The 25,764-nt window shown below is 72.4% G+C and carries 19 protein-coding genes; 2 read left to right on the forward strand and 17 right to left on the reverse strand.

Going from position 1 to position 25,764, the window contains the following annotated elements; genetic code table 11:
• Nucleotides 1–20: 20 nt before the first annotated feature.
• From ACPU2J_RS11660 to ACPU2J_RS11685, 6 genes are all read right to left on the reverse strand, one after another.
• A complete protein-coding gene (locus ACPU2J_RS11660; protein WP_361596788.1) occupies nucleotides 21–578 on the reverse strand; it encodes a hypothetical protein in 558 nt (185 codons plus the stop codon).
• A gap of 76 nt (nucleotides 579–654) precedes the next feature.
• Entirely contained in the window at nucleotides 655–1,938 is a 1,284-nt protein-coding gene (locus ACPU2J_RS11665) for a glutamate-5-semialdehyde dehydrogenase (protein ID WP_361596791.1), read from the reverse strand.
• Between the two features lie 157 nt (nucleotides 1,939–2,095).
• Nucleotides 2,096–2,491, reverse strand: a complete 396-nt coding sequence (locus ACPU2J_RS11670) for a hypothetical protein (protein WP_361596855.1) — start codon at nucleotides 2,489–2,491, stop codon at nucleotides 2,096–2,098.
• A 105-nt stretch (nucleotides 2,492–2,596) separates the two neighbouring features.
• Nucleotides 2,597–3,724 (reverse strand): glutamate 5-kinase, encoded by a 1,128-nt coding sequence (gene proB, locus ACPU2J_RS11675; RefSeq protein ID WP_365492837.1) that lies wholly within the window; start codon nucleotides 3,722–3,724, stop codon nucleotides 2,597–2,599.
• A 76-nt stretch (nucleotides 3,725–3,800) separates the two neighbouring features.
• Complete coding sequence (locus ACPU2J_RS11680; protein ID WP_361596797.1) at nucleotides 3,801–4,238, reverse strand: GtrA family protein; 438 nt, start codon at nucleotides 4,236–4,238, stop codon at nucleotides 3,801–3,803.
• On the reverse strand, nucleotides 4,235–5,230 hold the full coding sequence (locus tag ACPU2J_RS11685; RefSeq protein WP_420080813.1) for a glycosyltransferase family 2 protein: 996 nt from the start codon (nucleotides 5,228–5,230) through the stop codon (nucleotides 4,235–4,237). Before ACPU2J_RS11685 ends, ACPU2J_RS11680 begins: the two co-directional genes overlap by 4 nt.
• Before the next feature lie 149 nt (nucleotides 5,231–5,379).
• Between ACPU2J_RS11685 and ACPU2J_RS11690 the strand changes: the two genes are divergently transcribed.
• Both ACPU2J_RS11690 and ACPU2J_RS11695 read left to right on the forward strand, forming a co-directional pair.
• Complete coding sequence (locus tag ACPU2J_RS11690; protein ID WP_423833205.1) at nucleotides 5,380–8,292, forward strand: bifunctional glycosyltransferase/CDP-glycerol:glycerophosphate glycerophosphotransferase; 2,913 nt, start codon at nucleotides 5,380–5,382, stop codon at nucleotides 8,290–8,292.
• Complete coding sequence (locus ACPU2J_RS11695) at nucleotides 8,289–9,437, forward strand: glycosyltransferase (protein ID WP_420080811.1); 1,149 nt, start codon at nucleotides 8,289–8,291, stop codon at nucleotides 9,435–9,437. The genes ACPU2J_RS11690 and ACPU2J_RS11695 overlap by 4 nt, the downstream gene beginning before the upstream one ends.
• 86 nt (nucleotides 9,438–9,523) lie before the next feature.
• Here the strand turns inward: ACPU2J_RS11695 and galE are convergent, their stop codons facing one another.
• The 11 genes from galE to rodA all read right to left on the reverse strand — a co-directional run bounded on the left by galE (nucleotide 9,524) and on the right by rodA (nucleotide 25,761).
• The gene (galE, locus tag ACPU2J_RS11700; RefSeq protein WP_420080810.1) at nucleotides 9,524–10,537 is read right to left on the reverse strand and encodes a UDP-glucose 4-epimerase GalE; all 1,014 of its coding nucleotides are present in this window, start codon (nucleotides 10,535–10,537) and stop codon (nucleotides 9,524–9,526) included.
• Between the two features lie 57 nt (nucleotides 10,538–10,594).
• Nucleotides 10,595–12,211, reverse strand: a complete 1,617-nt coding sequence (locus ACPU2J_RS11705; RefSeq protein WP_420080809.1) for a glycosyltransferase family 2 protein — start codon at nucleotides 12,209–12,211, stop codon at nucleotides 10,595–10,597.
• 70 nt (nucleotides 12,212–12,281) lie between these two features.
• Entirely contained in the window at nucleotides 12,282–13,727 is a 1,446-nt protein-coding gene (gene obgE / locus ACPU2J_RS11710) for a GTPase ObgE (RefSeq protein WP_423833206.1), read from the reverse strand.
• Nucleotides 13,728–13,894: 167 nt separating this feature from the next.
• Nucleotides 13,895–14,149, reverse strand: coding sequence for a 50S ribosomal protein L27 (gene rpmA / locus ACPU2J_RS11715; RefSeq protein ID WP_030027134.1), 255 nt, complete (start codon nucleotides 14,147–14,149; stop codon nucleotides 13,895–13,897).
• A gap of 13 nt (nucleotides 14,150–14,162) precedes the next feature.
• Complete coding sequence (gene rplU / locus ACPU2J_RS11720; RefSeq protein ID WP_015033583.1) at nucleotides 14,163–14,483, reverse strand: 50S ribosomal protein L21; 321 nt, start codon at nucleotides 14,481–14,483, stop codon at nucleotides 14,163–14,165.
• A gap of 275 nt (nucleotides 14,484–14,758) precedes the next feature.
• Nucleotides 14,759–18,685, reverse strand: a complete 3,927-nt coding sequence (locus tag ACPU2J_RS11725; RefSeq protein ID WP_423833207.1) for an Rne/Rng family ribonuclease — start codon at nucleotides 18,683–18,685, stop codon at nucleotides 14,759–14,761.
• A 233-nt stretch (nucleotides 18,686–18,918) separates the two neighbouring features.
• Nucleotides 18,919–19,698 (reverse strand): TIGR03936 family radical SAM-associated protein, encoded by a 780-nt coding sequence (locus ACPU2J_RS11730; RefSeq protein WP_361596821.1) that lies wholly within the window; start codon nucleotides 19,696–19,698, stop codon nucleotides 18,919–18,921.
• Between the two features lie 128 nt (nucleotides 19,699–19,826).
• Nucleotides 19,827–20,909, reverse strand: a complete 1,083-nt coding sequence (locus ACPU2J_RS11735) for a hypothetical protein (RefSeq protein ID WP_423833208.1) — start codon at nucleotides 20,907–20,909, stop codon at nucleotides 19,827–19,829.
• Nucleotides 20,910–20,992: 83 nt separating this feature from the next.
• Complete coding sequence (locus ACPU2J_RS11740; RefSeq protein ID WP_361596827.1) at nucleotides 20,993–22,918, reverse strand: TIGR03960 family B12-binding radical SAM protein; 1,926 nt, start codon at nucleotides 22,916–22,918, stop codon at nucleotides 20,993–20,995.
• Between the two features lie 76 nt (nucleotides 22,919–22,994).
• Entirely contained in the window at nucleotides 22,995–24,512 is a 1,518-nt protein-coding gene (locus tag ACPU2J_RS11745; RefSeq protein ID WP_423833209.1) for a CHAD domain-containing protein, read from the reverse strand.
• Nucleotides 24,513–24,561: 49 nt separating this feature from the next.
• Nucleotides 24,562–25,761: a rod shape-determining protein RodA gene (rodA, locus tag ACPU2J_RS11750; protein ID WP_361596833.1), complete on the reverse strand. Its 1,200-nt coding sequence runs from the start codon at nucleotides 25,759–25,761 to the stop codon at nucleotides 24,562–24,564.
• Nucleotides 25,762–25,764: the final 3 nt, after the last annotated feature.

Genomic DNA, 25,764 nt, shown 5'->3' on the forward strand with positions numbered 1-25,764 from the left:
ACGCGCGTGGGGTCGTACTTTCAGGGTTGGCGGACTGAGGGGTAGGTAAACGCACCGACGCCGGTGACTTCCCGTCCGGGTGTACTGGCGGGCGCCGGTGCGGGGTCGGAGTCGCCCGCGGCGCTGCGGTAGACGGCGCTGAAGGCGAGCGCCACCATGCCGAGGCCCATCACGAAGGCGAGGACCCAGGCGACCGGGCGCAGCCAGGGCGAGCGGCCCCGGTACGGGCGCAGGCTGCCGCCGTAGGGGCCGTAGGGGTGGTGGCCGCCGCGGTCGTGGTCCCAGCCGTGGTCCCAGCCGTGCTCGTCGGCGTCGTACCCGTCGGGATGGCCGTAGCCGTAGGCGTCGTAGTCGTCGTCGCCGGTCCAGCCGCCGGGGACGGCACGGGCTGCTTCCGCCTCGGCGTGCGCCCGGTCGGCCGCCCGCTGGCGCTCGGCGGCACTCGGTTCATGGATCTCAGCGTTCCGGACGAAGGCCTCGTCGAACACCACGGAGGCGAAGTCCTTGTCCGCGCCTCCGCGGTCGTCGTCGGGCTCTCCGCCGTCCGGGAACGGCTTGCCCCCCACGTCGTCCGGCACGGGACCAGCGTAGACCTGGGGGGCGTCTTTGGGCAGGGTGTACGCCGATTCCGGCCACACCGTGTTCGTCGGTCGGTTACCGGATGTGACCGTCGCCGGTGACGATGTACTTGGTGGAGGTGAGCTCCGGGAGGCCCATCGGGCCCCTGGCGTGCAGCTTCTGCGTGGAGATCCCGATCTCGGCGCCGAAGCCGAACTGGCCACCGTCGGTGAACCGGGTGGACGCATTCACGGCCACCGTGGTCGAGTCGACCAGCTGGGTGAAACGGCGGGCCGCGGCCTGCGAGGTGGTGACGATCGCCTCGGTGTGGCCGGAGGTCCAGCGGCGGATGTGGGCGACGGCGTCGTCGAGGGAGTCCACGACTCCGGCGGCGATGTCGTACGAGAGGTACTCCGCGGCCCAGTCCTCGTCGGTGGCGGGCAGGGCGGTGGCCTTGGTGCCCTCGGCGGCGGCGAGCACGGCCGCGTCGCCGTGGACGGTGACCCCGGCGTCGGCGAGCGCGTCGAGGGCGCGCGGGAGGAAGGCCGGGGCGATGTCCCGGTGGACGAGGAGGGTCTCGGCCGCGTTGCAGACGGAGGGCCGCTGGGCCTTCGAGTTGATGAGGATGTCCACGGCCGTGTCGAGGTCCGCCTGGGCGTCGACGTAGACGTGGCAGTTGCCGGTACCGGTCTCGATGACCGGGACGGTGGACTCCTCCACCACCGTCTTGATGAGGGAGGCGCCGCCCCGCGGGATGAGCACGTCGACGAGGCCGCGGGCCCGCATCAGCTCGCGGACGGAGTCGCGGGACTCGCCGGGGACGAGCTGGACCGAGTCGGCGGGCAGGCCCGTGCTCTCGACGGCGTCCCGGAGGATGGCGACGAGCGCGGTGTTGGAGGAGTAGGCGGAGGAGCTGCCGCGCAGCAGGACCGCGTTGCCGGACTTCAGGCAGAGGGCGGCGGCGTCCACGGTGACGTTGGGGCGGGCCTCGTAGATGATGCCGACGACGCCGAGGGGGACGCGGACCTGCCGCAGGTCGATGCCGTTGGGCAGGGTGCTGCCCCGGACGACCTCGCCGACGGGGTCGGGGAGGGCGGCGACGTCGCGCACGTCGGAGGCGATGGCGGCGATCCGCTCGGGCGTCAGGGTGAGGCGGTCGATGACGGTCTCGCTGGTGCCGGCGGCGCGGGCCTTGTCGGTGTCCACGGCGTTGGCTGCGATGATCTCGGCGGTACGGGCCTCCAGCGCGTCCGCGATCGCCAGCAGGGCCGTGTCCTTGGCGGACCGCGGGAGTGGGGCGATGGCCGCGGCGGCGGTCCGGGCGCGGTGCGCGGTGGCGAGGACGGGCGAGGTGACGGTGGCGTCGTCGAGCGAGGTCATGCGGCCAGGGTAAGGCCATGCCGGAACCTCGCCGACGGGATTCCGGCCCGCGAGACGGGGCCGGGCGGGGTGCCGCTGCGCGGAGCCGCTCCCCGCCCCGCCCTTTCGCCGTTTCCCGGGGCTCCGCCCCGCACCCCCGCCCGATCGCCGGTGGGCGTCAGTACGGGTGGACGCCGACCGGGTGGGCCGGGGGTGGGCCGTAGCCCTCCGCCACGCGCAGGTGGTAGGTGGCCCGGTCGATGACCTCCAGGCCGACGATCTCCCAGGGCGGCAGCTGCGCCGAGGACCGGTGCTCGCCCCACAGGCGCAGCGCCACGGCGGCCGCGTCGTGCAGGTCCCGGGCCTCCTCCCAGTAGCGGATCTCCGCGTGGTCGTCGGCGTACCGGCTCGTCAGCAGGAAGGGGTGGTCGTGGGCGAGCTGTTCCAGCCCGCGCCGGACCTCGGACAGCGGGGCCGGCTTGCCGGAGACGCTGAGGGTCACGTGCCACAGGCGGGAGCTGTCGTCCTGCTCGTGGCCGCCGCCGTCACCGTCCCCCGTGCCGACGCTGGTCAGCGCTCGTCTCACCAGCCGTCTCCCGTCCTCGGTACGTCTCGTCGCCCGCTCGGCCCTTCACAGTTGACCAGTCCCCGGGCGGCCGCGCTGCGGTTTTGCAGAACCTCAGCCCTGCAGCAGGACCAGATCGTCACGGTGGACGACCTCCCGTTCGTACGCGGGTCCGAGTTCCCGTGCGAGCTCGCGAGTGGAGCGTCCGAGGAGCTGCGGAAGCTCCTTGGCGTCGAAGTTGACGAGGCCCCGCGCGACCGCGCGGCCGTCGGCGGCGCGCAGCTCCACCGGGTCCCCGGCGACGAAGTCGCCGCCGACCGCCGCGATGCCCGCGGGCAGCAGCGAGCTGCCGCGCTCGGTGACCGCGCGGACCGCCCCGTCGTCCAGGACCAGGTGGCCCTGCGGGGTGGAGGCGTGCTGGAGCCAGAGCAGCCGGTCGGCGGAGCGGCGTCCGGTGGCGTGGAAGAGGGTGCCCGTGCCGCGGCCCGCGAGGGCGTCCGCGGCCTGGCTCGCGGAGGTGAGGACCACCGGGATGCCGGCGGCGGCCGCGATGCGGGCCGCCTCGACCTTGGTGACCATGCCCCCGGTGCCCACGCCCGCCTTGCCGGCGCTGCCGATGGAGACGTGCGCGATGTCCTGCGGTCCGTGGACCTCGTCGATGCGGGTGGTGCCCGGCTGGGAGGGGTCGCCGTCGTAGAGGCCGTCCACGTCGGAGAGGAGGACGAGGAGGTCCGCCCGGACCAGGTGGGCGACGAGGGCGGCGAGGCGGTCGTTGTCGCCGAAGCGGATCTCGTCCGTGGCGACGGTGTCGTTCTCGTTGACGACCGGCAGGGCGCCCATGGCGAGCAGCTGGTCGAGGGTGCGGTAGGCGTTGCGGTAGTGGGCCCGGCGGCTGGTGTCGTCGGTGGTGAGCAGGACCTGGCCGACGCGTACGCCGTAGCGCGCGAAGGAGGCGGTGTAGCGGGCGACGAGGAGGCCCTGGCCCACGCTCGCGGCGGCCTGCTGGCGGGCCAGGTCCTTGGGGCGGCGGCGCAGGCCCAGCGGGGAGAGGCCGGCGGCGATGGCTCCGCTGGAGACGAGGACGATCTCCTTCTCCCCGCCGCTGCGGGCCTTGGCCAGGACGTCGACCAGTGCGTCCACCCGGTCGGCGTCGAGTCCGCCGGCCGCGGTGGTCAGGGAGGAGGAGCCGACCTTGACCACGATCCTGCGGGCGTCCACGACACCTTGCCTAGCCGCTGACACGTCTTTCCCCTTGCCCCTTGCCGAAATGCCTGCCACCTCAATCTAAGGGGTGGCCCGACGGGGTCGCTCGGGGGTTTCAGACCGTGGACGAGGTCCTGGCCTGCCCCTGGGGCCGTTCCGGCTCGGCCGGGCGGCCGGTTCCGGGGACGAGGATCCTGCGGGAGAGCAGGAAGGTGAACGGGATGGCCACGACCGCCGCGACCAGCGGCGCGATCCGGGTGTCCATCCCGGCCCAGGCCACCAGGGCGTACAGGCCGGCCGACTGGATCACGTAGTTCGTGATGTTCGTCAGCGGGAAGAGCAGGAACTTCTTCCAGGTCGGCCGGGTGCGGTAGGTGAAGTAGGTGTTCATGAAGAAGGAGCCGACCATCGCCAGCACGAAGGCGAGGGAGTACGCGGCGAAGTACGGCATCCACGGGTGCAGCAGCAGGTAGAGGCCGAAGAAGGTGGCGGTGTTGACTCCGCCCACGAGGGCGAAGCGGAAGACCTGGCCGAGCTGGTCCTTGCGGCTCATCGGGCGCTGCGCTCCGCGATCTCCGGCTGTGCGGCCGGGGTGGTGGGGCCGGTGCGGGCGAGCGGCTCGGAGCCGTGCGCCTCCTTCACCAGGAAGTGCGGCCGCCGCTTGGTCTCGTAGTAGATGCGTCCGATGTACTCGCCGATGAGGCCCAGCATGATCAGCTGGACCCCGCCGAGTCCTGTGATGATGGCCACGAGGGTGACGTAGCCCGGGGAGTCGACGCCGTTGGTGATCGCCATGACCGTGATCCACAGCGCGTAGAGGCCGGTCAGGGCCACCAGGGACACGCCGAACCAGATCCCGATGCGCAGCGGCCGGTTGTTGAAGGAGATCAGCCCGTCCATGCCGTAGTTCAGCAGGGAGCCGAACTTCCACTTGGTCTCCCCCGCCTCGCGCTGGGCGTTGCGGTAGTCGAAGTGGACGGTGTCGAAGCCGATCCAGGAGAACAGGCCCTTGGAGAAGCGGTTGTACTCCGGCAGGGCGAGCAGTGCGTCGACGGCCGGGCGGGACAGCATGCGGAAGTCCCCGACGCCGTCGGTGAGCTCCACGTCGACCCAGCGGTTCACGCCGCGGTAGTAGAGGCGGCTGAGGGCGGAACGGAGTTTTTTGTCACCCTCGCGGGTCCGGCGGGCGATGATCTGGTCGTGGCCCTGCCGGTAGTGCTCCAGCATGGTCGCGATCAGCTCGGGCGGGTGCTGGAGGTCGGCGTCCATGATCACGACGGCGTCCCCGGTGGCCTCGCCCAGGCCGGCGAGCATGCCGGCCTCCTTGCCGAAGTTGCGGCTGAAGGAGACGTAGCGGGTCCGTTCACCGTGTTCGGCGGCGATCCTGCGGAGCTTGCCGAGGGTGCCGTCGCGGCTGCCGTCGTCGACGTAGCAGACCTCGTACTCCACGGGCAGGGAGTCCAGGACCCTGCGGATCTCGACGTCGAAGCTGTCGATGACGGCTTCTTCGTTGTAGCAGGGGACAACTACGGACAGCTTGGTCATGAACACTTCCTGCGGGATCCGAACGGGTGATTGTCGGAGACCGGACCGCCCCTCACCTCTTCCTTAGAAGTATGCACGGGGAGGCGCGGCCGGGAGTCGTCCTGCCTGAGGCGGCGGCGACACACGGTAGCTTTGACTGGATAAGCGGAATGAGCGGAACGAAACGAATCGAAGGGATCGAGGTGCACGTGCCCGACGTCTCCGTGGTCGTCATCGTCTACAACGACGCAGAGCGTCTGTCGACAGCAGTCCAGTCGGTTCTCGACCAGACCCTCCAGGGTGTCGAGGTCGTGATCGTCGACGACTGCAGCAAGGACCGTTCCTACGCGGTCGCCCAGGAACTGGAAGCAGCGAACCCGGGACGGGTGCGCGCCTTCCAGCTGCCCGAGAACAGCGGTGGCTGCGGTGCCCCGCGCAATCACGGCATCCGGCAGGCCACCGGCACCTACGTGATGTTCCTCGACAGCGACGACGTCCTGGAGCGCAACGCCTGCCGCAACATGCTGGAAGCGGCCGAGCGGACCGGATCCGACCTGGTCTCGGGCATGTGCGTCCGCGTGCACCTCGACAACCGGTGGGGCAAGACCACCGAGTGGTACCCCTGGATCTACGCCCGCACCCGCACGCTGGAGTCGATCACCGAGTTCCCGGACCTGCTGGTCTACGACACGCTCTCCACGAACAAGTGCTACCGCCGCGATTTCCTGCTCGAACAGGGCCTGGAGTTCCCGGTCGGCATCCACTACGAGGACCTGCTGTTCTCCGCCCAGGCGTACGTGGCGGCCCGCCGGATCACCCTGATCCCCAACCACGTCTACTTCTGGAACGTGGTCGAGAAGGCCACCGCCAAGTCGATCAGCAACCGGCGCCACGAGATCGCGAACTTCGTCCACCGGATGGAGATCCACCGCCGCGTCGACGAGCTGCTGGCGGCCGAGGGCCACACGGACATCAAGTCCGCCAAGGACGCCAAGTTCCTCAAGCACGACCTGGTGCTGCACCTGCGCGACCTGCCGCTGCTGAGCGACGAGTACCGCCAGGAGTTCGCCCGCCTCGCCAACGGCTACCTCGCCGGCATCGACCCGGAGGCGTACGAGCACGTCACACACCTCCAGGCGATCTGCGCGTACCTGCTCGGCAAGGAGGACTGGGACAACCTGCTCCCGGCCGCCGACGCCATGACCAACAAGGGCCGGCTGACCTCCCCGCTCGCCGAGCGCGACGGGCGCGTCTACTGGTGCGGGGAGCACATCGACGGCCCCGACGCCGACGAGGCCCGCCGGATACTGGACGTCACCGACCAGGGCTTCCACACCACCCCGCTGCCGTCGCTCACCCTCGGCAACCGGCTCACCTCGTACGAGGACGACGGGCGCGGCACGGTCACCCTGGCCGGCACGGTCGTCAACCCGCTCGGGCGGATCCCCGCCGACGCGGAGCTGGGCGCCACGCTCGAGCTGCGGGCCCGCCGCCAGATCGGCGTGCGCTCCTTCAGCTTCCCGGTGGCGACCGTGCGCCACGCGGGTGACACGATCGAGTGGCGGACCACCGCCGACATCGGCGGCACCGTGCGCCCCCTCGGCATCATCGACGCCGTCTGGGACGTCCGCCTGAGGCTCACCGCCGGGGGCGAGCGGATCACCACCCGCGTCTCGCTCGGCGGCCTCGACCTGGACTCGGCGGCCCGGCTGCGCGTACGACCGCGGCTGACCCGGCTGGTCTCCGACCGCTTCGCGGCCCAGATGACCAAGAAGGGCAACCTCTCCTACGTCCTGGCCGCGGAGGGCGCCGCCGCCGTCCGCACCCAGTCCCTGATCAACAACGCCATACAGGGCAAGACGGCGAACGTGGTCAAGCGCGGCCTGCGCAAGGCCCTGCGGGCCCGGAGGAACATCGGCTCCGGCGAGCAGAAGGTCAGGATCTACCACGAGGTGTTCTCGAAGCTGCCGGTCAAGAAGGGCACGGTCGTCTTCGAGAGCCACATGGGCAAGCAGTACAGCGACAGCCCCAAGGCGATCTACGAGGAGATGGTGCGCCAGGGCGTGCCCTTCGAGGCGGTGTGGTCCTACGCCGGATCCCGCCCCACCGGCTTCCCGAAGGAGGCCACCCTGGTCAGGCGCTGGAGCTGGCAGTACCTGCGCGCCCTCGCCCAGGCCGAGTTCTGGGTCGACAACCAGGGCTTCCCGCTGGCGCTGGCCAAGCGTCCGGGCACGACGTACATCCAGACCTGGCACGGCTCGGCCCTCAAGCGGATGGGCTTCCACGAGCCCCGCACCAAGGCCCAGGGGCGCCCGGGCCAGGCCCGCTTCCAGGCCGCGGTCGACCGCTTCGACCACTTCCTGATCCGCTCCGAGCACGACGCCCGCACCCTCGCCAAGGGCTTCCGGCTCCGCGACGAGGTGCTGCTGCGCACCGGCTACCCGCGCAACGACGCCCTCGTGGCGGCCCACCGCGAGGAGGCCGACAGCGGCGAGCGTGTGCGCGGGCCGCTCGCCGCGGAGCTCGGCATCGACCCCGACAAGAAGGTGCTGCTGTACGCACCGACCTTCCGGGCCGGTGCGGACGGCGCGGTGGAGGGCTTCACCTTCCCCTTCGACGTGGAGGAGTTCGCGGACCGGCTCGGCGACCGCTTCACCCTGCTGGTGCGCACCCACTACCTCAACAGCGTCTCGCTGCCGCCGTCGGTGGCCGGCCGGGTCGTCGACGTCTCCCGGCACCACGACATCACCCCGCTGCTGGCCCTCGCCGACGGCCTGATCACGGACTACTCGTCGGTGATGTTCGACTACGCCGTCCTGGACCGGCCGATGGTGTTCTTCGCGTACGACTACGAGAAGTACGCCACCGACATCCGCGGCACGTACTTCGACCTGAAGGAGAAGGCCCCGGGTCCCGTCGTGGCCACCGCGGACGAACTCCTCCAGGCCCTGGCCGCCTTCGAGGAGGCCGACGCCAAGTACGCGGAGGCCAGGCAGCGATTCCTGACCGAGTTCGGCGAGTACGACCGGGGCGACGCGGCCCGCCGGATCGTCGAGAAGTTCTTCACCGGGAGCGGCAAGTGAGCCGGGACATCTTCATCGTCTCCAACAGCGTCGACGAGCTCGGCGGTGTGACCACCTGGTCCCACCAGATGGCCCGGCAGTTCACCGACCGCGGCCACCGGGTCCACATCGTCGGCATCGCCCCCGTCGCCGAGGAGATCCGGCAGAGGTTCCCCGACGACCTGCCGTACGAGACGACCACCCTGTACGACGCCCACCCGCCGTCGGCGCGCCGGCTGCGCGGCATCAAGGGCCGGCTGAACGCGCCCGAGCGGCGCCGCCAGGCGGCCCGGCGGGCGCAGATGCGGGCCAAGGCGGAGCGGCTGAGCGAGCTGCTGCGCGCGGCCCGCCCCGGCGCGGTGGTCATCGTCACCCAGGTCTGGGCGATGGAGTGGGTGGCACTCGCCGACACCAAGGGCCTCACCGTCATCGGGATGAGCCACGAGTCCTTCGAGGCCAGCCAGAAGTCCAGCCGCGGCGAGCGGGTCCGCCGCCACTACGCGGAGGTCGACCGGCTGCTGGTGCTGACCCCGGAGGACGCGGACCTGTGGATCCGCGCGGGCATGGAGAACGTCGGCAGCATGCCGAACCCGCTGCCGTTCATGCCCGCGGCGCCCGCCCCGCGCACCGAGAAGGCCGTGGTGTGCGTCGGCCGCCTCGCCTTCGAGAAGGGCGTCGACCTGCTGCTCGACGCCTGGGCCGACGCGGCGCCGCTCCACCCCGACTGGGTCCTGAAGGTCTACGGCGCCGGCGTGGAGGAGCCCGTGCTGCGGGCCCACAGCGCCTCGCTCGGCCTGGAGGACTCGGTCCGGTGGATGGGCAGCACCGACGACGTCCTGGGGGCCCTGACCTCGGCGTCGGTCTTCGCCCAGGCCTCGCGCGCCGAAGGCTTCCCCATCACCCTCCTGGAGGCGATGGCCGCGGGCCTGCCCGTGGCCGCCTTCGACTGCGCCCCGGGCGTCCGGGAGATCGTCGAGCACGGTGAGGACGGACTGCTGGCCCGGCTGGGCAACACCATGGAACTGGCCGGCCACCTGCACGCCCTGATGTCGGACCGGGAACTGCGCGACCGGCTCGGGGACAACGCCTTCCGTTCGGTGCGCCGCTACTCCGGCGCGGAGATCACCGACCGGTGGGAGGAGCTGTTCTCCTTCCTGGAGCGCTGACACCACCCGCACCACGTCACGCAGCGGCCCCGCCCCCGGTCCGGGGGCGGGGCCGCTGCGTGGCGCAGGGGGCGCGGTCCGGCGCGTCAGGCCTTGTGGACGTCCTGGTGCGCGGTCTTGCGGGCGGCCTTGTTGGCCTCCCAGCCCGCCCAGGCGGAGGTGACCATCTCCCGCACGTCGTGGCGGGCCTTCCAGCCGAGCTCGCTGGTGATCCGGTCGGCGGAGGCCACGACCTTGGCCGGGTCGCCGGGGCGGCGCGGGCTGATCACCGGGGCGTGGTCGTGCCCGGTGCCCTCGTTCAGCAGGGCGACCATCTCGGCGACCGAAACGCCCTCGCCGCGGCCGATGTTGACGGTCAGGTCCTTGTACTCGCCGGCGGCGGCCCACTCGGCCAGCTTGCGGGCGGCGGCCACGTGGGCCTCGGCCAGGTCCTCGACGTGGATGTAGTCGCGGATGCAGGTGCCGTCCGGGGTCGGGTAGTCGTCGCCGAAGATCTTGGCGCCCTGGCCGGCGTCGTACCGCTCGAAGACCATCGGGACCAGGTTGAAGACCCCGGTGTCGGCGAGCTCCGGGGTCGCCGCGCCCGCCACGTTGAAGTAGCGCAGACAGGCGGTGGCGATGCCGTGCGCCTTGCCGGCGGCCCGGATCAGCCACTCGCCCGCGAGCTTGGTCTCGCCGTAGGGGCTCAGCGGCGCGCACGGGGTGTCCTCGGTGACGAGGTCCACGTCGGGCATGCCGTAGACGGAGGCGGAGGACGAGAAGAGCACGTTGCGGATGCCCGCGTCGGCCACGGCCTGCAGCAGGACCGTCAGCCCCTGCACGTTCTCGTGGTAGTAGTACAGCGGCTTCTCGACCGACTCGCCGACCTGCTTCTTGCCCGCGAGGTGCACCACGCCGGTGATCTTGTGCTCGCGGAAGGTCTTCTCCAGGATCAGCCGGTCCAGCACCGACCCGACCACCAGCGGGACGCCCTCCGGGACGCGGTCCTCCTTGCCCGTGGACAGGTCGTCGAGGACGACGACCTTCTCCCCCGCGAGCAGCATCGCGCGGACGACGTGCGCGCCGATGTATCCGGCGCCACCGGTGATCAGAAACGTCATGTGTATCTCCTTGGTCCTGTCCGACTTCGGGGTGTGGGCGCGGCGTGGGTACGGCCGTCAGTCCGCCGCCCGGGCCGCCCTGGCCCGGTGGAGGCGGTTGCGCACGAGGTAGAGGGCCCCCTCGGCACCCGGCGCGAGGCGCAGCGCGAGGGCCCCGGCCCCCGTCCGGTACGGCTGCGCCAGCAGCACACCGTACCGGCTGCTGGGCAGCGCCCGGCGGCGGAGCAGACGGCCCCGGGGGCGCAAGGAGGTGAACAGCGAGCTCCCGTCGGCACACTGCACGCCCACACCGATGTTCCAGGCCTGCATCCTGCGCAGGCCCTGGCGGCGGCCCGTGACCGCCAGGTCGGCGAGCCGGAACGGCAGGACGGCGCTCCAGCCGCCGCCGGGCTCGGCCGTCAGGTCGACGGGCCGGGCGAGGATCGCCTCGCCGCCCGCGCGGGGCAGGAAGCTGAGCGCCGCGGTGAGCGGGCCCGCCCCGGCGAGCCGGCCGTAGAGGTCGTGCACCCGGATCCGCACGGCGCCGCGTCCCGCCGGCTCCGCGTCCACGGTGACGGGCAGCTCGGCGACGGGCAGCCCGGCGAGGCCGTCCAGCTCCACCGGCAGTTCCTCGCTCCACACCGGTTCCCCGGCGGGGCCGGCCGCGTACGGGGGCAGCAGCCGCGGCGGCTCGGCGGCCAGCCGGGTGAGCCGCTCGACGTCCGCGGGCGGAGTGGGGGTGGCGCGCAGCAGCCGGACGATCCAGCGGGCGTGGGCGGCCGCGGCCTCGACGTCGGCCTCGGCGAACGTCGCGACGTAGTCCCGGGTCAGGGTCCACCAGGCGGCCCGGTAGCCGGGGTCCTTGCCCAGCTCGCGCAGGTACATCCGCAGGTCGTACTCCAGGAACTTCACGTGGCAGGCGCTGCCGAGCACCGGGGAGGCGGCGGCGAGGGTGCGCGCCGCGGTCCGGTGGGCCTCGACGCGCGCGCGCCAGTTCCCGACGTCCTTGCGGTCCAGGGAGATCGACACCTGGGCGGCGCTGCGGCGGACGTGCCAGACGTAGACGAGGTCGCCGGTCACCGCGATGCGCGGGGCCGCGGCCAGCACGCGGGCGGTGAAGGCGAAGTCCTCGTAGACGAACCGGCCGTCGGGGAAGCGCAGGCCGTGCTCCTCCAGGAAGGCCCGCTCGTAGAGCTTGTTCACGCACAGGGTGTCGCGGACGAGCTCGGGCCGGTCGGCCGGCCGCTCGATCACGTCGCCGGGCGTGTAGAGGCCCGGCATCCACGGCACGTCGTGGTGCTGCGGCAGCTCGCGGCGCACGGCGGCGCCGACGGTCACCGGCGCCCGGTGCCGCTCGGCCGTGCGGACGAGCGCGTCGGCCGCGCCCGGCGGCAAAACGTCGTCGCTGTCGAGGAAGAGCACGTAGCGGCCGGAGGCGGCGGCGATGCCGTCGTTGCGGGGGGTGCCGCACCCCCCGCTGTTCTCCGTCCGGTGGAGCACCTTGACGCGGGGATGGGCGGCGGCGAGCTCGTCCAGCACCCCCGCGGTGCCGTCGGACGAGGCGTCGTTCACCGCGATGACCTCGGTGACGACCGGGCCCTGGGCGAGGGCCGAGGAGACGGCCTCGCCCACGAGCCCGGCATCGTTGTACGCGATGACCACGACGGAAACCGTGGGGGGGTTGCTGCTGTTCACCCGAAGGATCCTAGGCGACCCGTGTAAAGACGCCTTCAAACCCGATCGGGGCGAGTCCGTCGCCTGCGGGCTAGAACGGCCGGAATTCGTCGTACTCCTGCTGCGCCGAGTCGCCGCGCTTGGCGTCCTTCTCCTTGCGGCGCTGGGTGGCGGGGCGCGGGGCCTCCAGGCGGTGGTCCTCACCGCGGCGGCCCAGCATCTCGGCACCGGCCATCATGGTCGGCTCCCAGTCGAAAACGACCGCGTTCTCGTCGGAGCCGATGGCGACGCCGTCACCGGCGCGGGCGCCGGCCTTCTTGAGCGCGTCCTCGACACCGAGGCGGTTGAGCCGGTCGGCCAGGTAACCGACGGCCTCGTCGTTGTTGAAGTCGGTCTGGCGGACCCAGCGCTCCGGCTTCTCGCCGCGCACCACGTACACGTCCTCGGCCTCGTCGTAGGTGACGGTGAAGCCGGCGTCGTCCACGGCCTTCGGGCGGATGACGATGCGGGTCGCCTCCTGCTTGGGCTTGCGGGCCCGCGCCTTGGCGACGACCTCGGCCAGGAAGTACGAGAGCTCCTTGAGGCCCGTGCGGGCGACGGCGGAGACCTCGAAGACCTTGTAGCCGCGGGCCTCCAGATCCGGGCGGACCATCTCGGCGAGATCCTGGCCGTCGGGGATGTCGACCTTGTTGAGGACGACGAGGCGGGGCCGGTTCTCCAGACCGCCGCCGTAGATCTTGAGCTCCTCCTCGATGACGTCGAGGTCGGCCACCGGGTCGCGGTCGGACTCCAGGGTGGCGGTGTCCAGGACGTGCACCAGGACCGAGCAGCGCTCGACGTGCCGCAGGAACTCCAGGCCCAGGCCCTTGCCCTGGCTGGCGCCCGGGATGAGGCCGGGGACATCGGCGATCGTGTAGACGGTCGAGCCGGCGGTGACCACGCCCAGGTTCGGGACGAGCGTGGTGAAGGGGTAGTCGGCGATCTTCGGCTTGGCGGCGGAGAGCACGGAGATCAGCGAGGACTTGCCGGCGCTCGGGAAGCCCACCAGCGCCACGTCGGCGACGGTCTTGAGCTCCAGCACGATGTCGCCGGAGTCGCCCGGGACGCCGAGCAGGGCGAAACCGGGGGCCTTGCGGCGGGCGGAGGACAGCGCGGCGTTGCCGAGGCCGCCGCGGCCGCCCTGGGCGGCGACGTAGGTGGTGCCCTGGCCGACGAGGTCGGCGAGGACGTTGCCCTGCTTGTCGAGGACGACGGTGCCGTCCGGCACGGGCAGGACCAGGTCCTGGCCGTCCTTGCCGGAGCGGTTGCCGCCCTCGCCGGGCTTGCCGTTGGTGGCCTTGCGGTGCGGGCTGTGGTGGTAGTCCAGCAGGGTGGTGATCGCCTGCTCCACCACCAGGATGACGTCGCCGCCACGGCCGCCGTTGCCGCCGTCGGGGCCGCCGAGCGGCTTGAACTTCTCCCGGTGAACGGAGGCGCAGCCGTGGCCTCCGTTACCCGCGGCGACGTGCAGCTCGACGCGGTCCACGAAGGTGGTCATGGTTGTTCCTCCAGATACATACGGGAATGTCCCGGGCAGGCCTTGCTGCCCATTAAACGTGTCTATGTGACAACGCGCCGAGGGCGGACCTCTCTTCCCGGCACCTGCCGGAAAGAGCTGAGATCCGCCCTCGGGAAGTTACGAACGCTTGATCAGCAGAAGCCGGATCAGGCGGCCGGAACGATGTTCACGACCTTGCGGCCACGGTGCGTGCCGAACTGCACGGCACCGGCCTGCAGCGCGAACAGCGTGTCGTCGCCACCACGACCGACACCCGAGCCCGGGTGGAAGTGGGTGCCGCGCTGGCGGACGAGGATCTCGCCGGCGGAAACGACCTGACCGCCGAAGCGCTTCACGCCGAGCCGCTGGGCATTGGAGTCGCGCCCGTTCCGGGTGGACGATGCGCCCTTCTTGTGTGCCATGTCTCAGTCCCTCTTACTTCGCAGCCGCGGGGATACCGGTGACCTTGATCGCCGTGTACTGCTGGCGGTGACCCTGGCGACGGCGGTAGCCGGTCTTGTTCTTGTAGCGCAGGATGTCGATCTTGGCGCCCTTGTGGTGGTCCACGACCTCGGCCGTGACCTTGATGCCGGCCAGGACCCACGGGTCGCTGGTCACGGCGTCGCCGTCGACAACGAGCAGGGTCGAGAGCTCGACCGTGTCGCCAACCTTGGCAGTGGAAATCTTGTCAACCTCAACGATGTCGCCGACAGCAACCTTGTGCTGGCGACCACCGCTGCGCACGATGGCGTACACGCGGATCTCTCTCTCACTCGGGACGGATGCTCCTGAAGCCAGCCGCTCAGGCGGGCCGGGGCCCACGCTGATCCGGATTGGACGAGCGGCCTCTCCCGTACAGCGCTTGCGCGCGGGAAGCGGGAGGAAGGTGCTCAGGAGCGCGGCGCGCACTGCACGGATTCGTACAGGACACGCCGACGGTCTAGGTTACGGGGCCGGTTCCGGAGGGTCAAACCGGGCCCCGCACGACCGTGGGCCCCGCCGGTCGGCGGGGCCCACGGTCGCGGGACGGATCAGGCCTCGGTCGGAGCCGAGACGGACGGGGCAGCCTGCTGCTCCGCCGCCGCGGTCTTCTTCGTCGCCCGCTTCGTCGCGGTCTTCTTGGTCGTGGCCGTCTTCTTGACCGCGGTCTTCTTGGCGGCCGCCGCCTTCTTGGCCGGGGCCTTCTTCGCCGCGGTCGCCTTCTTGGCCGGGGCCTTGCGGGCGGCCTTCTTGGCCGGAGCGGGCTCCTCCGCCGGGGCCTCCTCCGCCACCGGCCCGGGCTCCGCGGCCGGCTCGGTCACCGGGGCCTCGACGACCAGTACGGCGGCCTCGGCCGCACCGGCCGGGGAGCCGGCGGGCGCGGTGGCCTTGCGGGTGGCACGGCGGCGCGGACGGGCCGGAGCGGCGTCCGCCACCGGGGCCTCCTCGGCCACGGCGACCGGCTCGGGCTCCACGACGGGCTCGGGCGCGGCCACGGGCTCGACCACGACGACCGGCTCGGCCGGCGCCTCCTCGGCCGCGACCGGCTCCGGCGCGGTGGCCTTGCGGGTCGCCCGGCGACGGGTACGGCCCTTCGGCGCGGCCTCCTCCACCGGGGCGGCCGGGGCGGCCTCCACGGTCTCGGCGGCCTCCGCCTCGGCTGCGCGGGCGACGGCCTCGGGGGCCGGCTCCAGCACCGTCTCGGCCGGCTCGGTGACCGGCTCGTCGACGACCACGGCGGCCGGAGCGGCTGCCTGACCGCGCGGGGCGCCCGCGGGGGCGGTCGCCTTGCGCGTGGCGCGGCGCCGGTTGCGGCGGCCGCTCAGGCCCGCCGCGGCCTCCGCCTCGGCCGGGGAGCCGTACAGCTCCTCGCCCGCGATGAACTCCGGCTCGGGCAGTGCCTTCGGCGCGGCGACCTCCGCGGCCACCTCGGCCTCGGTCTCGGTCTCCGGGACCTCGGCCTCCGCCGTCGCGACCGTCTCGACCTCGTGGTCGTGCTGGTCGAACTCGCCGCGGCCACCGCGACGCTTCGAGCGCTTGCCGTTGCCGCCGCCGCCGATCGCGGCCGGGGACTCCATGTGGACGATGACACCGCGTCCGTTGCAGTGGACGCAGGTCTCGGAGAAGGACTCCAGCAGGCCCTGGCCCACCCGCTTGCGGGTCATCTGGACCAGGCCCAGCGAGGTGACCTCGGCCACCTGGTGCTTCGTACGGTCGCGGCCCAGGCACTCCAGCATGCGCCGCAGGACCAGGTCGCGGTTGGACTCCAGGACCATGTCGATGAAGTCGATGACGACGATGCCGCCGAGGTCGCGCAGCCGCAGCTGGCGCACGATCTCCTCGGCCGCCTCCAGGTTGTTCCGGGTGACGGTCTCTTCGAGGTTGCCGCCCTGACCGGTGAACTTGCCGGTGTTGACGTCGATGACGATCATCGCCTCGGTCTTGTCGATCACGAGGGAACCGCCCGAGGGCAGCCACACCTTGCGGTCGAGCGCCTTGGCGAGCTGCTCGTCGATCCGGTACGTCGCGAAGACGTCGACCTCGGAGGTCCAGCGCTGGAGCCGGTCGGCCAGGTCCGGGGCCACGTGCGAGACGTAGCCGTGGATGGTCTCCCAGGCGCCGTCACCGCTGACGATGACCTTCGAGAAGTCCTCGTTGAAGATGTCGCGCACGACGCGGACGGTCATGTCCGGCTCGCCGTACAGGAGGGACGGCGAAGAGGTCGTGATCTGCTTCGACTTCTTCTGGATGTCCTCCCACTGGGCCTGCAGACGCTCGACGTCGCGGCGCAGCTCGTCCTCGCTCGCGCCCTCGGCGGCGGTGCGCACGATGACGCCCGCGTCCTCGGGGACGATCTTCTTGAGGATGGTCTTCAGGCGCGCGCGCTCGGTGTCGGGCAGCTTGCGGCTGATGCCGGTCATCGAGCCCTCGGGCACGTAGACCAGGTAGCGGCCGGGCAGCGAGACCTGCGAGGTCAGGCGGGCGCCCTTGTGTCCGATCGGGTCCTTGGTGACCTGCACCAGGACCGACTGGCCGGACTTGAGGGCGGACTCGATGCGGCGCGGCCCGTTGGCCATGCCGAGCGCCTCGAAGTTGACCTCACCGGCGTACAGGACGGCGTTGCGGCCCTTGCCGATGTCGATGAAGGCGGCCTCCATCGACGGCAGCACGTTCTGGACCTTGCCCAGGTAGACGTTGCCGACGTACGAGGTGGCCTCTTCCTTGTTGACGTAGTGCTCGACGAGCACGTTGTCCTCGAGGACGCCGATCTGGGTGCGCTCGCCGGACTGGCGGACGACCATGACGCGCTCGACGGCCTCACGGCGGGCCAGGAACTCGGCCTCGGTGATGATCGGGACGCGACGGCGGCCCTGCTCACGGCCTTCGCGGCGGCGCTGCTTCTTGGCCTCCAGGCGGGTCGAGCCCTTGATGGACTGGACCTCGTCGGAGCTCGCACCGGACTCCGCCTTCTCACGGGCCGGGCGCGGCTCGCGGACCTTGACGACGGTGCGCACGCCGTCCTCGTCGGAGGTCTCGACGGAGTCGGCGGCGTCACCGCTGCGACGGCGACGGCGACGGCGACGACGGCTGGAGGACGAACCCAGGGCCTCCTCGGCCTCGTCGTCCTCGTCCTCGTCGGTCTCCTGCTCGGCGGACTCGGCCTCTTCCTCGGCGGACTCGTCGAGGTCGGCGGACTCGCCGCGGCGACGGCGGCGGCCGCCCCGGCGGCGGCGGCGCGAGGGGCGGTCGCCCGACTCGTCGCCGTCCTCGAAGTCGGCGGCCTCGGCGGCGTCCTCCTCGGGCTCGGCGGCCTCGGCCTCCGGCTCCTCCTCCGCGGGCACCTCGGCCTCGGGGGCCGGCGCCTCGGCGGCACCGCGGCCACGACGACGGCGGCGGCCGGACGGCTGCGCGGGAGCGGCGGCCTCGACGGGGGCCGCGATCGCGTCCTCGTCCTCGTCGTCCTCCTCGGCCTCGGCGCGGGCGGAGGCCGCGGCCGCGGCGGCGGCCATGGCGGCCGTCTCGGGGGTCTGGAACATGGGCTCGGCGAAGACCGGGGCCTGGAAGACGGCCACGGTGGGGCGCACCGCGCGGCGGGCCCGGGCCGGAGCGGCGGGGGCCTCGGCGGCCTCCGGCTCGGCGGCGGCCTGCGGGGCAGCGGCGGCGGTGCCGGTGGCGCGGGTGGCACGGCGACGGCCGCGCTTGGGGGCGTCCACGGCGTCGGCCACGGTCACGGCGCGGGCGGCCCTGGCCTTGGGGGCCTCCTCCTCCGCGGCGGCGACCGGCTCGGCGGGCGCTGCCCGCTCGGCGGCCGGGGTCTCGGCGGCGGCCTCGACGGTCTCGGCGGCGGGCGCGGTGGCGGCACGGGTGGCACGACGACGGGTACGGGGAGCCGGAGCGGCCGGAGCCTCCTCCACGGCGGCGACCGGAGCGGCTTCGGCCTGCGGAGCCTCGGCGGCCGAGGCCTCGACGACGGCCTCGGCGGCGGGAGCGGTGGCGGCGCGCGTGGCGCGACGGCGGGCACGCGGAGCCGGGGCGGCCGGAGCCTCCTCCACCGCGGCAGCAGCGGCCGGGGCCTCGACGACGGCCTCGGCAGCGGGCGCGGTGGCGGCACGGGTGGCACGACGACGGGTACGAGGAGCCGGAGCGGCCGGAGCCTCCTCCACGGCGGCGACCGGAGCGGCCTCGGCCTGCGGAGCCTCGGCGGCCGGAGCCTCGACGACGGCCTCGGCGGCCGGGGTCTTCGGCGCGGCCACGGCGCGGGTCACGCGGCGGCGGGGCCGGGCGGGGGCGGCGCTCGGAGCGGCCTCCTCGACGGGGGCGGCCTCGGCCACCGGGGCCGCCTCGGTGGCGGCGACGCCGCCGGGCGGGCCGGCGGGTCGGGAGGCGGCGCGGCGGCGCCTGCGCGGGGGCAGGTTGTCGCTGGGGCTGCCGTTGTCGGCGTTACCGGCGGGGGTGGTGTCGATTTCGTTGTTGGGCATTGCGGGCGGTTCTCCCGTCACGCCCCCGGGCGCCGCGGCTGACGTCCGGTCCGGCACGGCTCCGCGAAGTACGCGGAGCCGGCCTCCGGGGCGCGTTCGCCACACGGGAGCTGTAGTCCATGGCCGCCGGTTCCGTACGTGTGATCCGTACGGCCTGGCGGAAGTCTTCAGGTCTGTGCGCGGCCCGACCCAGGTGGCTCCCGAGTGCCAGGGCTGCGCGACGACGACGATCCCTACGCGGCGGGACCTTCCGGTGCCTTCGCGTCGGCGGTTACGGCGGCCGTGGGTGTGGCGGTCGTATCAGCCTCGCGGTCGGGCGCAAGCGGGTCGGTCACCGTGCCGGACTCCTCGTCGAAGAGCCCCTGCGCCAGCCTGGTCACCGCTGAGGGGACCGGCGGCGCCAGGTCGGCCACAGCTCGGAGACCGGACAGGACGTCGTCGGGTCGTACGGCAGGTGTCAGATGCCGAACAACCAGCCGCAGTATCGCACAGGCATTGTCCAGCGGCCTATCAGCCGGCGCGGGAAGCGCTTCGAGGCTGACGACGGCGCCACGCGTGTCGAAGGTCCGCACGCCGTTCTTGGTCTTGCGCTGCACCTCGACGGCCTCGGCGGCGAGGAAGACCTCCACCGCCCGCTCGGCCTCGGCGAGCTCCACGCCGTCCAGGCGCAGCTCCCACACCGAGGCGGTGAGCCGGTCGGCGAGGCCCGAGGTGCGGGCCTCGACGGCGTCGACGATGTCCAGTCCGGCCGGCATCGACTCGTCGAGCAGCTTGCGGAGGGTCTCGGGGTCGCGGGGCGCCGCGAGCCCGATCTCCAGGTACTCGGCCTCGCTGCCGGTGCCGGTCGGGGCGGCGTTGGCGTAGCTGACGCGCGGGTGCGGGGTGAAGCCCGCCGAGTACGCCATCGGCACCTCGGCCCGGCGCAGGGCGCGCTCGAACGCACGCTGGAAGTCTCGGTGGCTGGTGAACCGGAGGCGGCCGCGCTTGGTGTAGCGCAGTCGGATGCGCTGCACCACCGGTGCCGGGGGCGGGCCTTCGGGCTGTCGCTTGCCCAGTGGTTCTTCTCCTTGTGCGGGGCTCCGCGTCTCGCGCGTCGCCCTGAGCTTCCGTGGGGCCGGCGGGCCACGCACTCGCCCCCGGCTCACCCCCGCCGTTCGGGGAGGGAGATCTCGGGGGCGGGCGTGTTGCCCGCGGCTGTCGTACTACCCAGAGTACGCGCCCGTGACCTCGCCGGTTCCACGGGAGGAGTACCGAAGAGCGCACGGCGCACGGTGGCCCGGGCCTCCCGGACGGCGGCACGGGCGGTGCGCCAGACCTCCCGCGCGGCGTGCCCGGCCGGGGTGAGCACGTACCGGTACACCCGGGAGGCGGGCCATCCGACCAGTACCCAGCCGACCCGCTTGAGCCCTCGCCACAGGAAGCCGAGGATCCGCTCGGCCACGTGCCAGGCCCAGACGAGGACCTGCCCGACCGGGGTGACCACGTAGCGGTAGAGGATGCCGGCCAGCCACCCGAGAGCCAGTCCGAGGGGCCGCAGCAGGTACCGGTACAGGGCGACCACCAGCCATGCGAGCCCCAGCGCGACCGGCCGCAGCAGGTACCGGAACACCGCGACCAGCAGCCACACGAGGCCGTGCCCGACGGGGGTCAGCACGTACCGGTACACCGCGGCGGCGAGCAGGGCGGTCCCGCGGCCGAGGGGCGCGAGCACGTGGCGCCACAGGGCGACCCAGGGCCAGACGAACAGCGTCATGCCGAGGGCCCACGCGATCACGGTGACGCCCCTGCCGAGGGGGGCGAGCAGGTAGCGCATGCCGCCCCGACCGAGCCAGGCCAGCGCGGCGCCGAGCGGACGCAGCACGCGGAGGCTCAGGAACCGTCCGGCCGGTGCGAGCACCCGGTCGTACAGCCCCCGCCATCCCCGGGCCAGGCACCGCCCGACCGGCACGAGCAGGTAGCGCCACAGCCCGACCCACGGCCAGACGAGGACCAGCTTGAGCAGGACGGCCAGCACCAGGCCGAGGCCCCGGAGCAGCGGTTCGAGCACGTGCGCGTACAGCGGCCCGAGGAGGTGCCGGTGCACGGCGCGGCCCGCGGCGACGAGCAGTTCCCAGACCACTCGTACGGGCAGTACGACGAGTACGGCGACGATCTTCACGGGGATCCTGATGACGCCCACCAGGCACCCGTCGCCGCCGGCCGGAGGCCGTTTGTCCATGTCCATGACGTGAGGGACACGGCGGAGGCCCCCGCCCGTTGCGGGCGGGGGCCTCTCGTGACCCAAGGGTTACGTGACCGGCGGGCCGGTTACTTCACGACCGACAGCGGCAGCAGCTTCTTGCCGGTGGGGCCGATCTGGATCTCGGTCTGCATCTGGGGGCAGACGCCGCAGTCGAAGCAGGGCGTCCAGCGGCAGTCGTCGACCTCGGTCTCGTCGAGGGCGTCCTGCCAGTCCTCCCAGAGCCAGTCCTTGTCGAGCCCGGAGTCCAGGTGGTCCCAGGGCAGGACCTCCTCGTAGGTGCGCTCGCGCGTGGTGTACCAGGCCACGTCCACGCCGTACTCCGGCAGCGTCTTCTCCGCGGCCCGCATCCAGCGGTCGTAGGAGAAGTGCTCGCGCCAGCCGTCGAAGCGGCCGCCGTCCTCGTAGACGGCGCGGATGACGTCGCCGATGCGGCGGTCACCGCGGGAGAGCAGGCCCTCGACGATGCCGGGCTTGCCGTCGTGGTAGCGGAAGCCGATGGAGCGGCCGTACTTCTTGTCGCCGCGGATCTTGTCGCGGAGCTTGCCCAGGCGGGCGTCCGTCTCCTCGGCGGACAGCTGCGGCGCCCACTGGAAGGGGGTGTGCGGCTTGGGCACGAACCCACCGATGGACACCGTGCAGCGGATGTCGTTCTGCCCGGAGACCTCGCGGCCCTTGGCGATGACGTTGACCGCCATGTCGCCGATCTGGAGCACGTCCTCGTCGGTCTCGGTGGGCAGGCCGCACATGAAGTACAGCTTCACCTGGCGCCAGCCGTTGCCGTAGGCGGTGGCGACGGTCCGGATCAGGTCCTCCTCCGAGACCATCTTGTTGATGACCTTGCGCATGCGCTCGGAGCCGCCCTCGGGAGCGAAGGTCAGACCGGAGCGACGGCCGTTGCGCGTCAGCTCGTTGGCCAGGTCCACGTTGAAGGCGTCCACGCGGGTCGACGGCAGGGACAGGCCCACCTTGTCGTCCGTGTAGCGGTCGGCGAGGCCCTTGGCGATGTCGGCGATCTCGGTGTGGTCCGCGGAGGACAGCGAGAGGAGGCCGACCTCCTCGAAGCCCGTCGCCTTGAGACCCTTCTCGACCATTTCGCCGATGCCGGTGATGCTTCGCTCCCGCACGGGGCGCGTGATCATGCCGGCCTGGCAGAAACGGCAGCCGCGGGTGCAGCCGCGGAAGATCTCCACGGACATGCGCTCGTGGACGGTCTCGGCGAGCGGGACCAGGGGCTGCTTGGGGTAGGGCCACTCGTCGAGGTCCATGACGGTGTGCTTGGACACGCGCCACGGCACGCCGGAGCGGTTCGGGACGACGCGGCCGATGCGGCCGTCCGGCAGGTACTCGACGTCGTAGAAGCCGGGGACGTAGACGTTGCCGGTCTTCGCGAGGCGCAGGAGGACCTCCTCGCGGCCGCCGGGACGGCCCTCCGCCTTCCACGTGCGGATGATCTCGGTCATGTCGAGGACGGCCTGCTCGCCGTCGCCGATGACCGCGCAGTCGATGAACTCCGCGATCGGCTCCGGGTTGAAGGCCGCGTGCCCGCCCGCGAGGACGATCGGGTGGTCCACCGTGCGGTTCCTGGCCTCCAGCGGGATGCCCGCGAGGTCCAGGGCCGTGAGCATGTTGGTGTAGCCCAGCTCCGTGGAGAAGGACAGCCCGAACACGTCGAAGGCGGAGACGGGGCGGTGGCTGTCCACGGTGAACTGCGGCACCTTGTGCTCGCGCATCAGCTCTTCGAGGTCCGGCCACACGCTGTAGGTGCGCTCGGCGAGGACGCCCTCGCGCTCGTTGAGCACCTCGTACAGGATCATGACGCCCTGGTTGGGCAGCCCGACTTCGTATGCGTCCGGGTACATGAGCGCCCAACGGACGTCGCAGCTCTCCCACGGCTTCACCGTGGAGTTGAGTTCACCGCCGACGTACTGGATGGGCTTCTGCACGTGCGGAAGCAGGGCCTCAAGCTGAGGGAAGACCGACTCGGTCATCACGCGACTTTCGTGAAGCGGGCAGGGGGCAGCTATCTAGCGTACCCCGAGGGTCCGGCCGCCCCCACCCGCATGATCACTACAGGGCGGCGCGCAGGGCGGGGCCCGAGGCCTTGGCCCAGACGGCGGGCAGCTCCCTCTCGTAGCGGTCGGCGAGGGCCTCCTCGCGGGCGAGGAGCACCCCCCAGGTGAAGGAGGCCTCCCCCGCGTCGGCCGCCTGGACGGCGATGCCGCGCAGGGCGCCGCGGGCCACCACGCTGTCCTGGTGGTCGCCGAGCAGGCTCTGCACCTTCTTCGCGGCCTTGGCCAGGCGTTTCGCCGGCCTGCCGAGGACCGGTTCGGCGGATTCCGCCGCGTAGCGCAGGCGTTTGGCCGCCTTGCGGGCCTCGTGCAGGGCCAGGTCCCGCTCGTGGCCCGGGTCGAGGACGAGGGCGTCGTCGATACGGGAGGCGAGGCGGGCGTAGTCGCGGAGCACCGCCGTGCGCAGCACCTTCTGCGGGGGGCGGGCGGCCGCCTTGCGCAGCGGGGGGTCCGCCAGCAGGGCGTCGAGGGAGTCGAGCAGGGCGACGTAGCGTTCGCCGTCCAGTACGGCGAGGGCACGGCGCCGGGACCGGGAGCGCCGTGCGGTGTCCCAGGTGCGCAGGCGGCTGCGGACCGGGCCCATCAGCAGGGTGCGGTCCGTCTCGCCGAGCCGGGTGCGCAGCCGTTCCAGCAGGACCTCCTGGTCGCGGTCGACCCCGAGTTCGCCGGCGAGCCAGCGCAGCTCCTCGCCGATCGGGTCGGTGACGGCCCGGTCCAGGACCGCGCGGTAGGTCTTGAAGGCGCTGCGCAGCCGGCGGGTGGCGACGCGCATCTGGTGCACGGCGTCGGGGAGGTCGCGCCGCACGGCGGGGTCCTGGGCGACCAGGGCGTCGCGCTGCGCGCCGAGGTACGCGAGGACGTGGGCGCCCGCCGTTCCGCCGGGCCCGCCCGTCCCGGGCCGGGCCGGGGGTGCGGCTGCGGTCTCGGCGAGGGCGCGGGCGAGTTTGGAGGGGGCGTCGGACACCCGCAGGCCGGAGGCGCGGAAGGCCTTCTCGACGTCGTCGAGGAGTCCGGGGTCGATGCCGTCGGCGAGTTCCACCTCGACCTCGGTCCAGCCGGCGGTGGCGTCGCCGCGCTCGGCGAGGACCTCGTCGGTGCTCAGTTCGGCCAGGAGGGCGCCGTCGGCGTCGAGGAGGTGGCTGACGCGGCGCGAGGAGACGAGGCGGACCTGCGGCTGGAGCGCCGCGCCGCGCACGCGGGAGCGGACGAGGGCGGCGAGGGCGGGCGGGACGGTGTCGCTGAGGTCGGCGCCGACCTCGTCGCGCACGCCCGGGGAGACGGGCAGTTTGAGGTGCCAGCCGGCGTCGGCGCCGCCCGTTCTGCGCCGCAGGGTGAGACCGTCGGCGGCGAGCCGCTGGTCGGGGGTGTCGTAGTAGACGGCGTCGAGGTCGACGGTGCCCTGGTCGGAGACGGCCGCGATACCGGCCGTCCCCGTCAGGTCCGGCACTCCGCGCCGGGCAGCCTTGGCCTTGGTGAACTCGAATTTACGCTCGATTTCGCGCTTTGTGTCCGCCATGGTCCGAACTTAAGCCTGAACGGACGGCATCGGCAGGGTGAACGCGGCATCAGGCCGACAATGGCCGTTGCACCTTGATCGACTGCAGTAGTCCGACCGCCATCCACACCGCGAACATCGACGAACCACCGTACGACACGAACGGCAGCGGCAGGCCGGCCACCGGCATGATCCCGAGGGTCATGCCGATGTTCTCGAAGGACTGGAAGGCGAACCAGGCGATGATGCCGGCGCAGACGATGGTGCCGTAGAGCTCGGTGGTCTCCCGGGCGATCATGCAGGCCCGCCACAGGATGACGCCCAGCAGCACCAGGATCAGGCCCGCGCCGAGGAAGCCGAGCTCCTCGCCCGCCACGGTGAAGACGAAGTCCGTCTGCTGTTCCGGCACGAACTGGCCGGTGGTCTGGGAACCCTTGAAGAGCCCCGAGCCGGTCAGCCCGCCCGAGCCGATGGCGATGCGCGCCTGGTTGGTGTTGTAGCCGACGCCCGCGGGGTCGAGTTCGGGGTTGGCGAAGGCCGCGAAGCGGTTGATCTGGTACTCGTCCAGGACGCCCAGTTGCCATATCAGGACGGCACCGGCCACGCCGGAACCGAGCAGGCCCAGCACCCAGCGGTTGGAGGCGCCCGAGCCGAGCAGCACGCCGAGCACGATGACGACCATGACCATCACGGAGCCGAGGTCGGGCATCAGCATGACGATGCCCATGGGGGCGGCGGCCAGGCAGAGGGCCTTGACCACGGTGCGGTGGTCGGGGTGGGTGAGGTCGCCCGCGTCCACCCGGGTCGCCAGCAGCACCGCCATGACCAGGATGATCGTGATCTTCACGAACTCGGACGGCTGGAGGGAGAAGCCGCCGCCGATCACGATCCACGCGTGGGCGCCGTTGATGGTGGCACCGAGCGGGGTGAGCACGGCGATGATGAGGACGAGCGAGAGGCCGTAGAGGACGGGCACCGCGCCGCGCAGGGTGCGGTGGCCGAGCCAGATGACGCCGACCATCAGCACCAGGCCGATGCCGGTGTTGAGCACGTGCCGGAAGAGGAAGTAGTACGGGTCTCCCTGGTTCAGCTGCGTCCTGTTGCGGGTCGCCGACCACACGAGGAGGGCGCCGAGGAGCGACAGGGCGAGCGCGGAGAGGAGTATCGGCCAGTCGAGCCGGCGCACGACCGAGTCGCGTGCGGTCAGCTTGGCCATCGCCCCGCGCTCGGGCGCGTACCGGGAGACGGAGAACTTGTTGGCGGTCTGCATGTC

The sequence above is a fragment of the Streptomyces manipurensis genome, assembly GCF_049570255.1.
Classification (GTDB): domain Bacteria; phylum Actinomycetota; class Actinomycetes; order Streptomycetales; family Streptomycetaceae; genus Streptomyces; species Streptomyces manipurensis.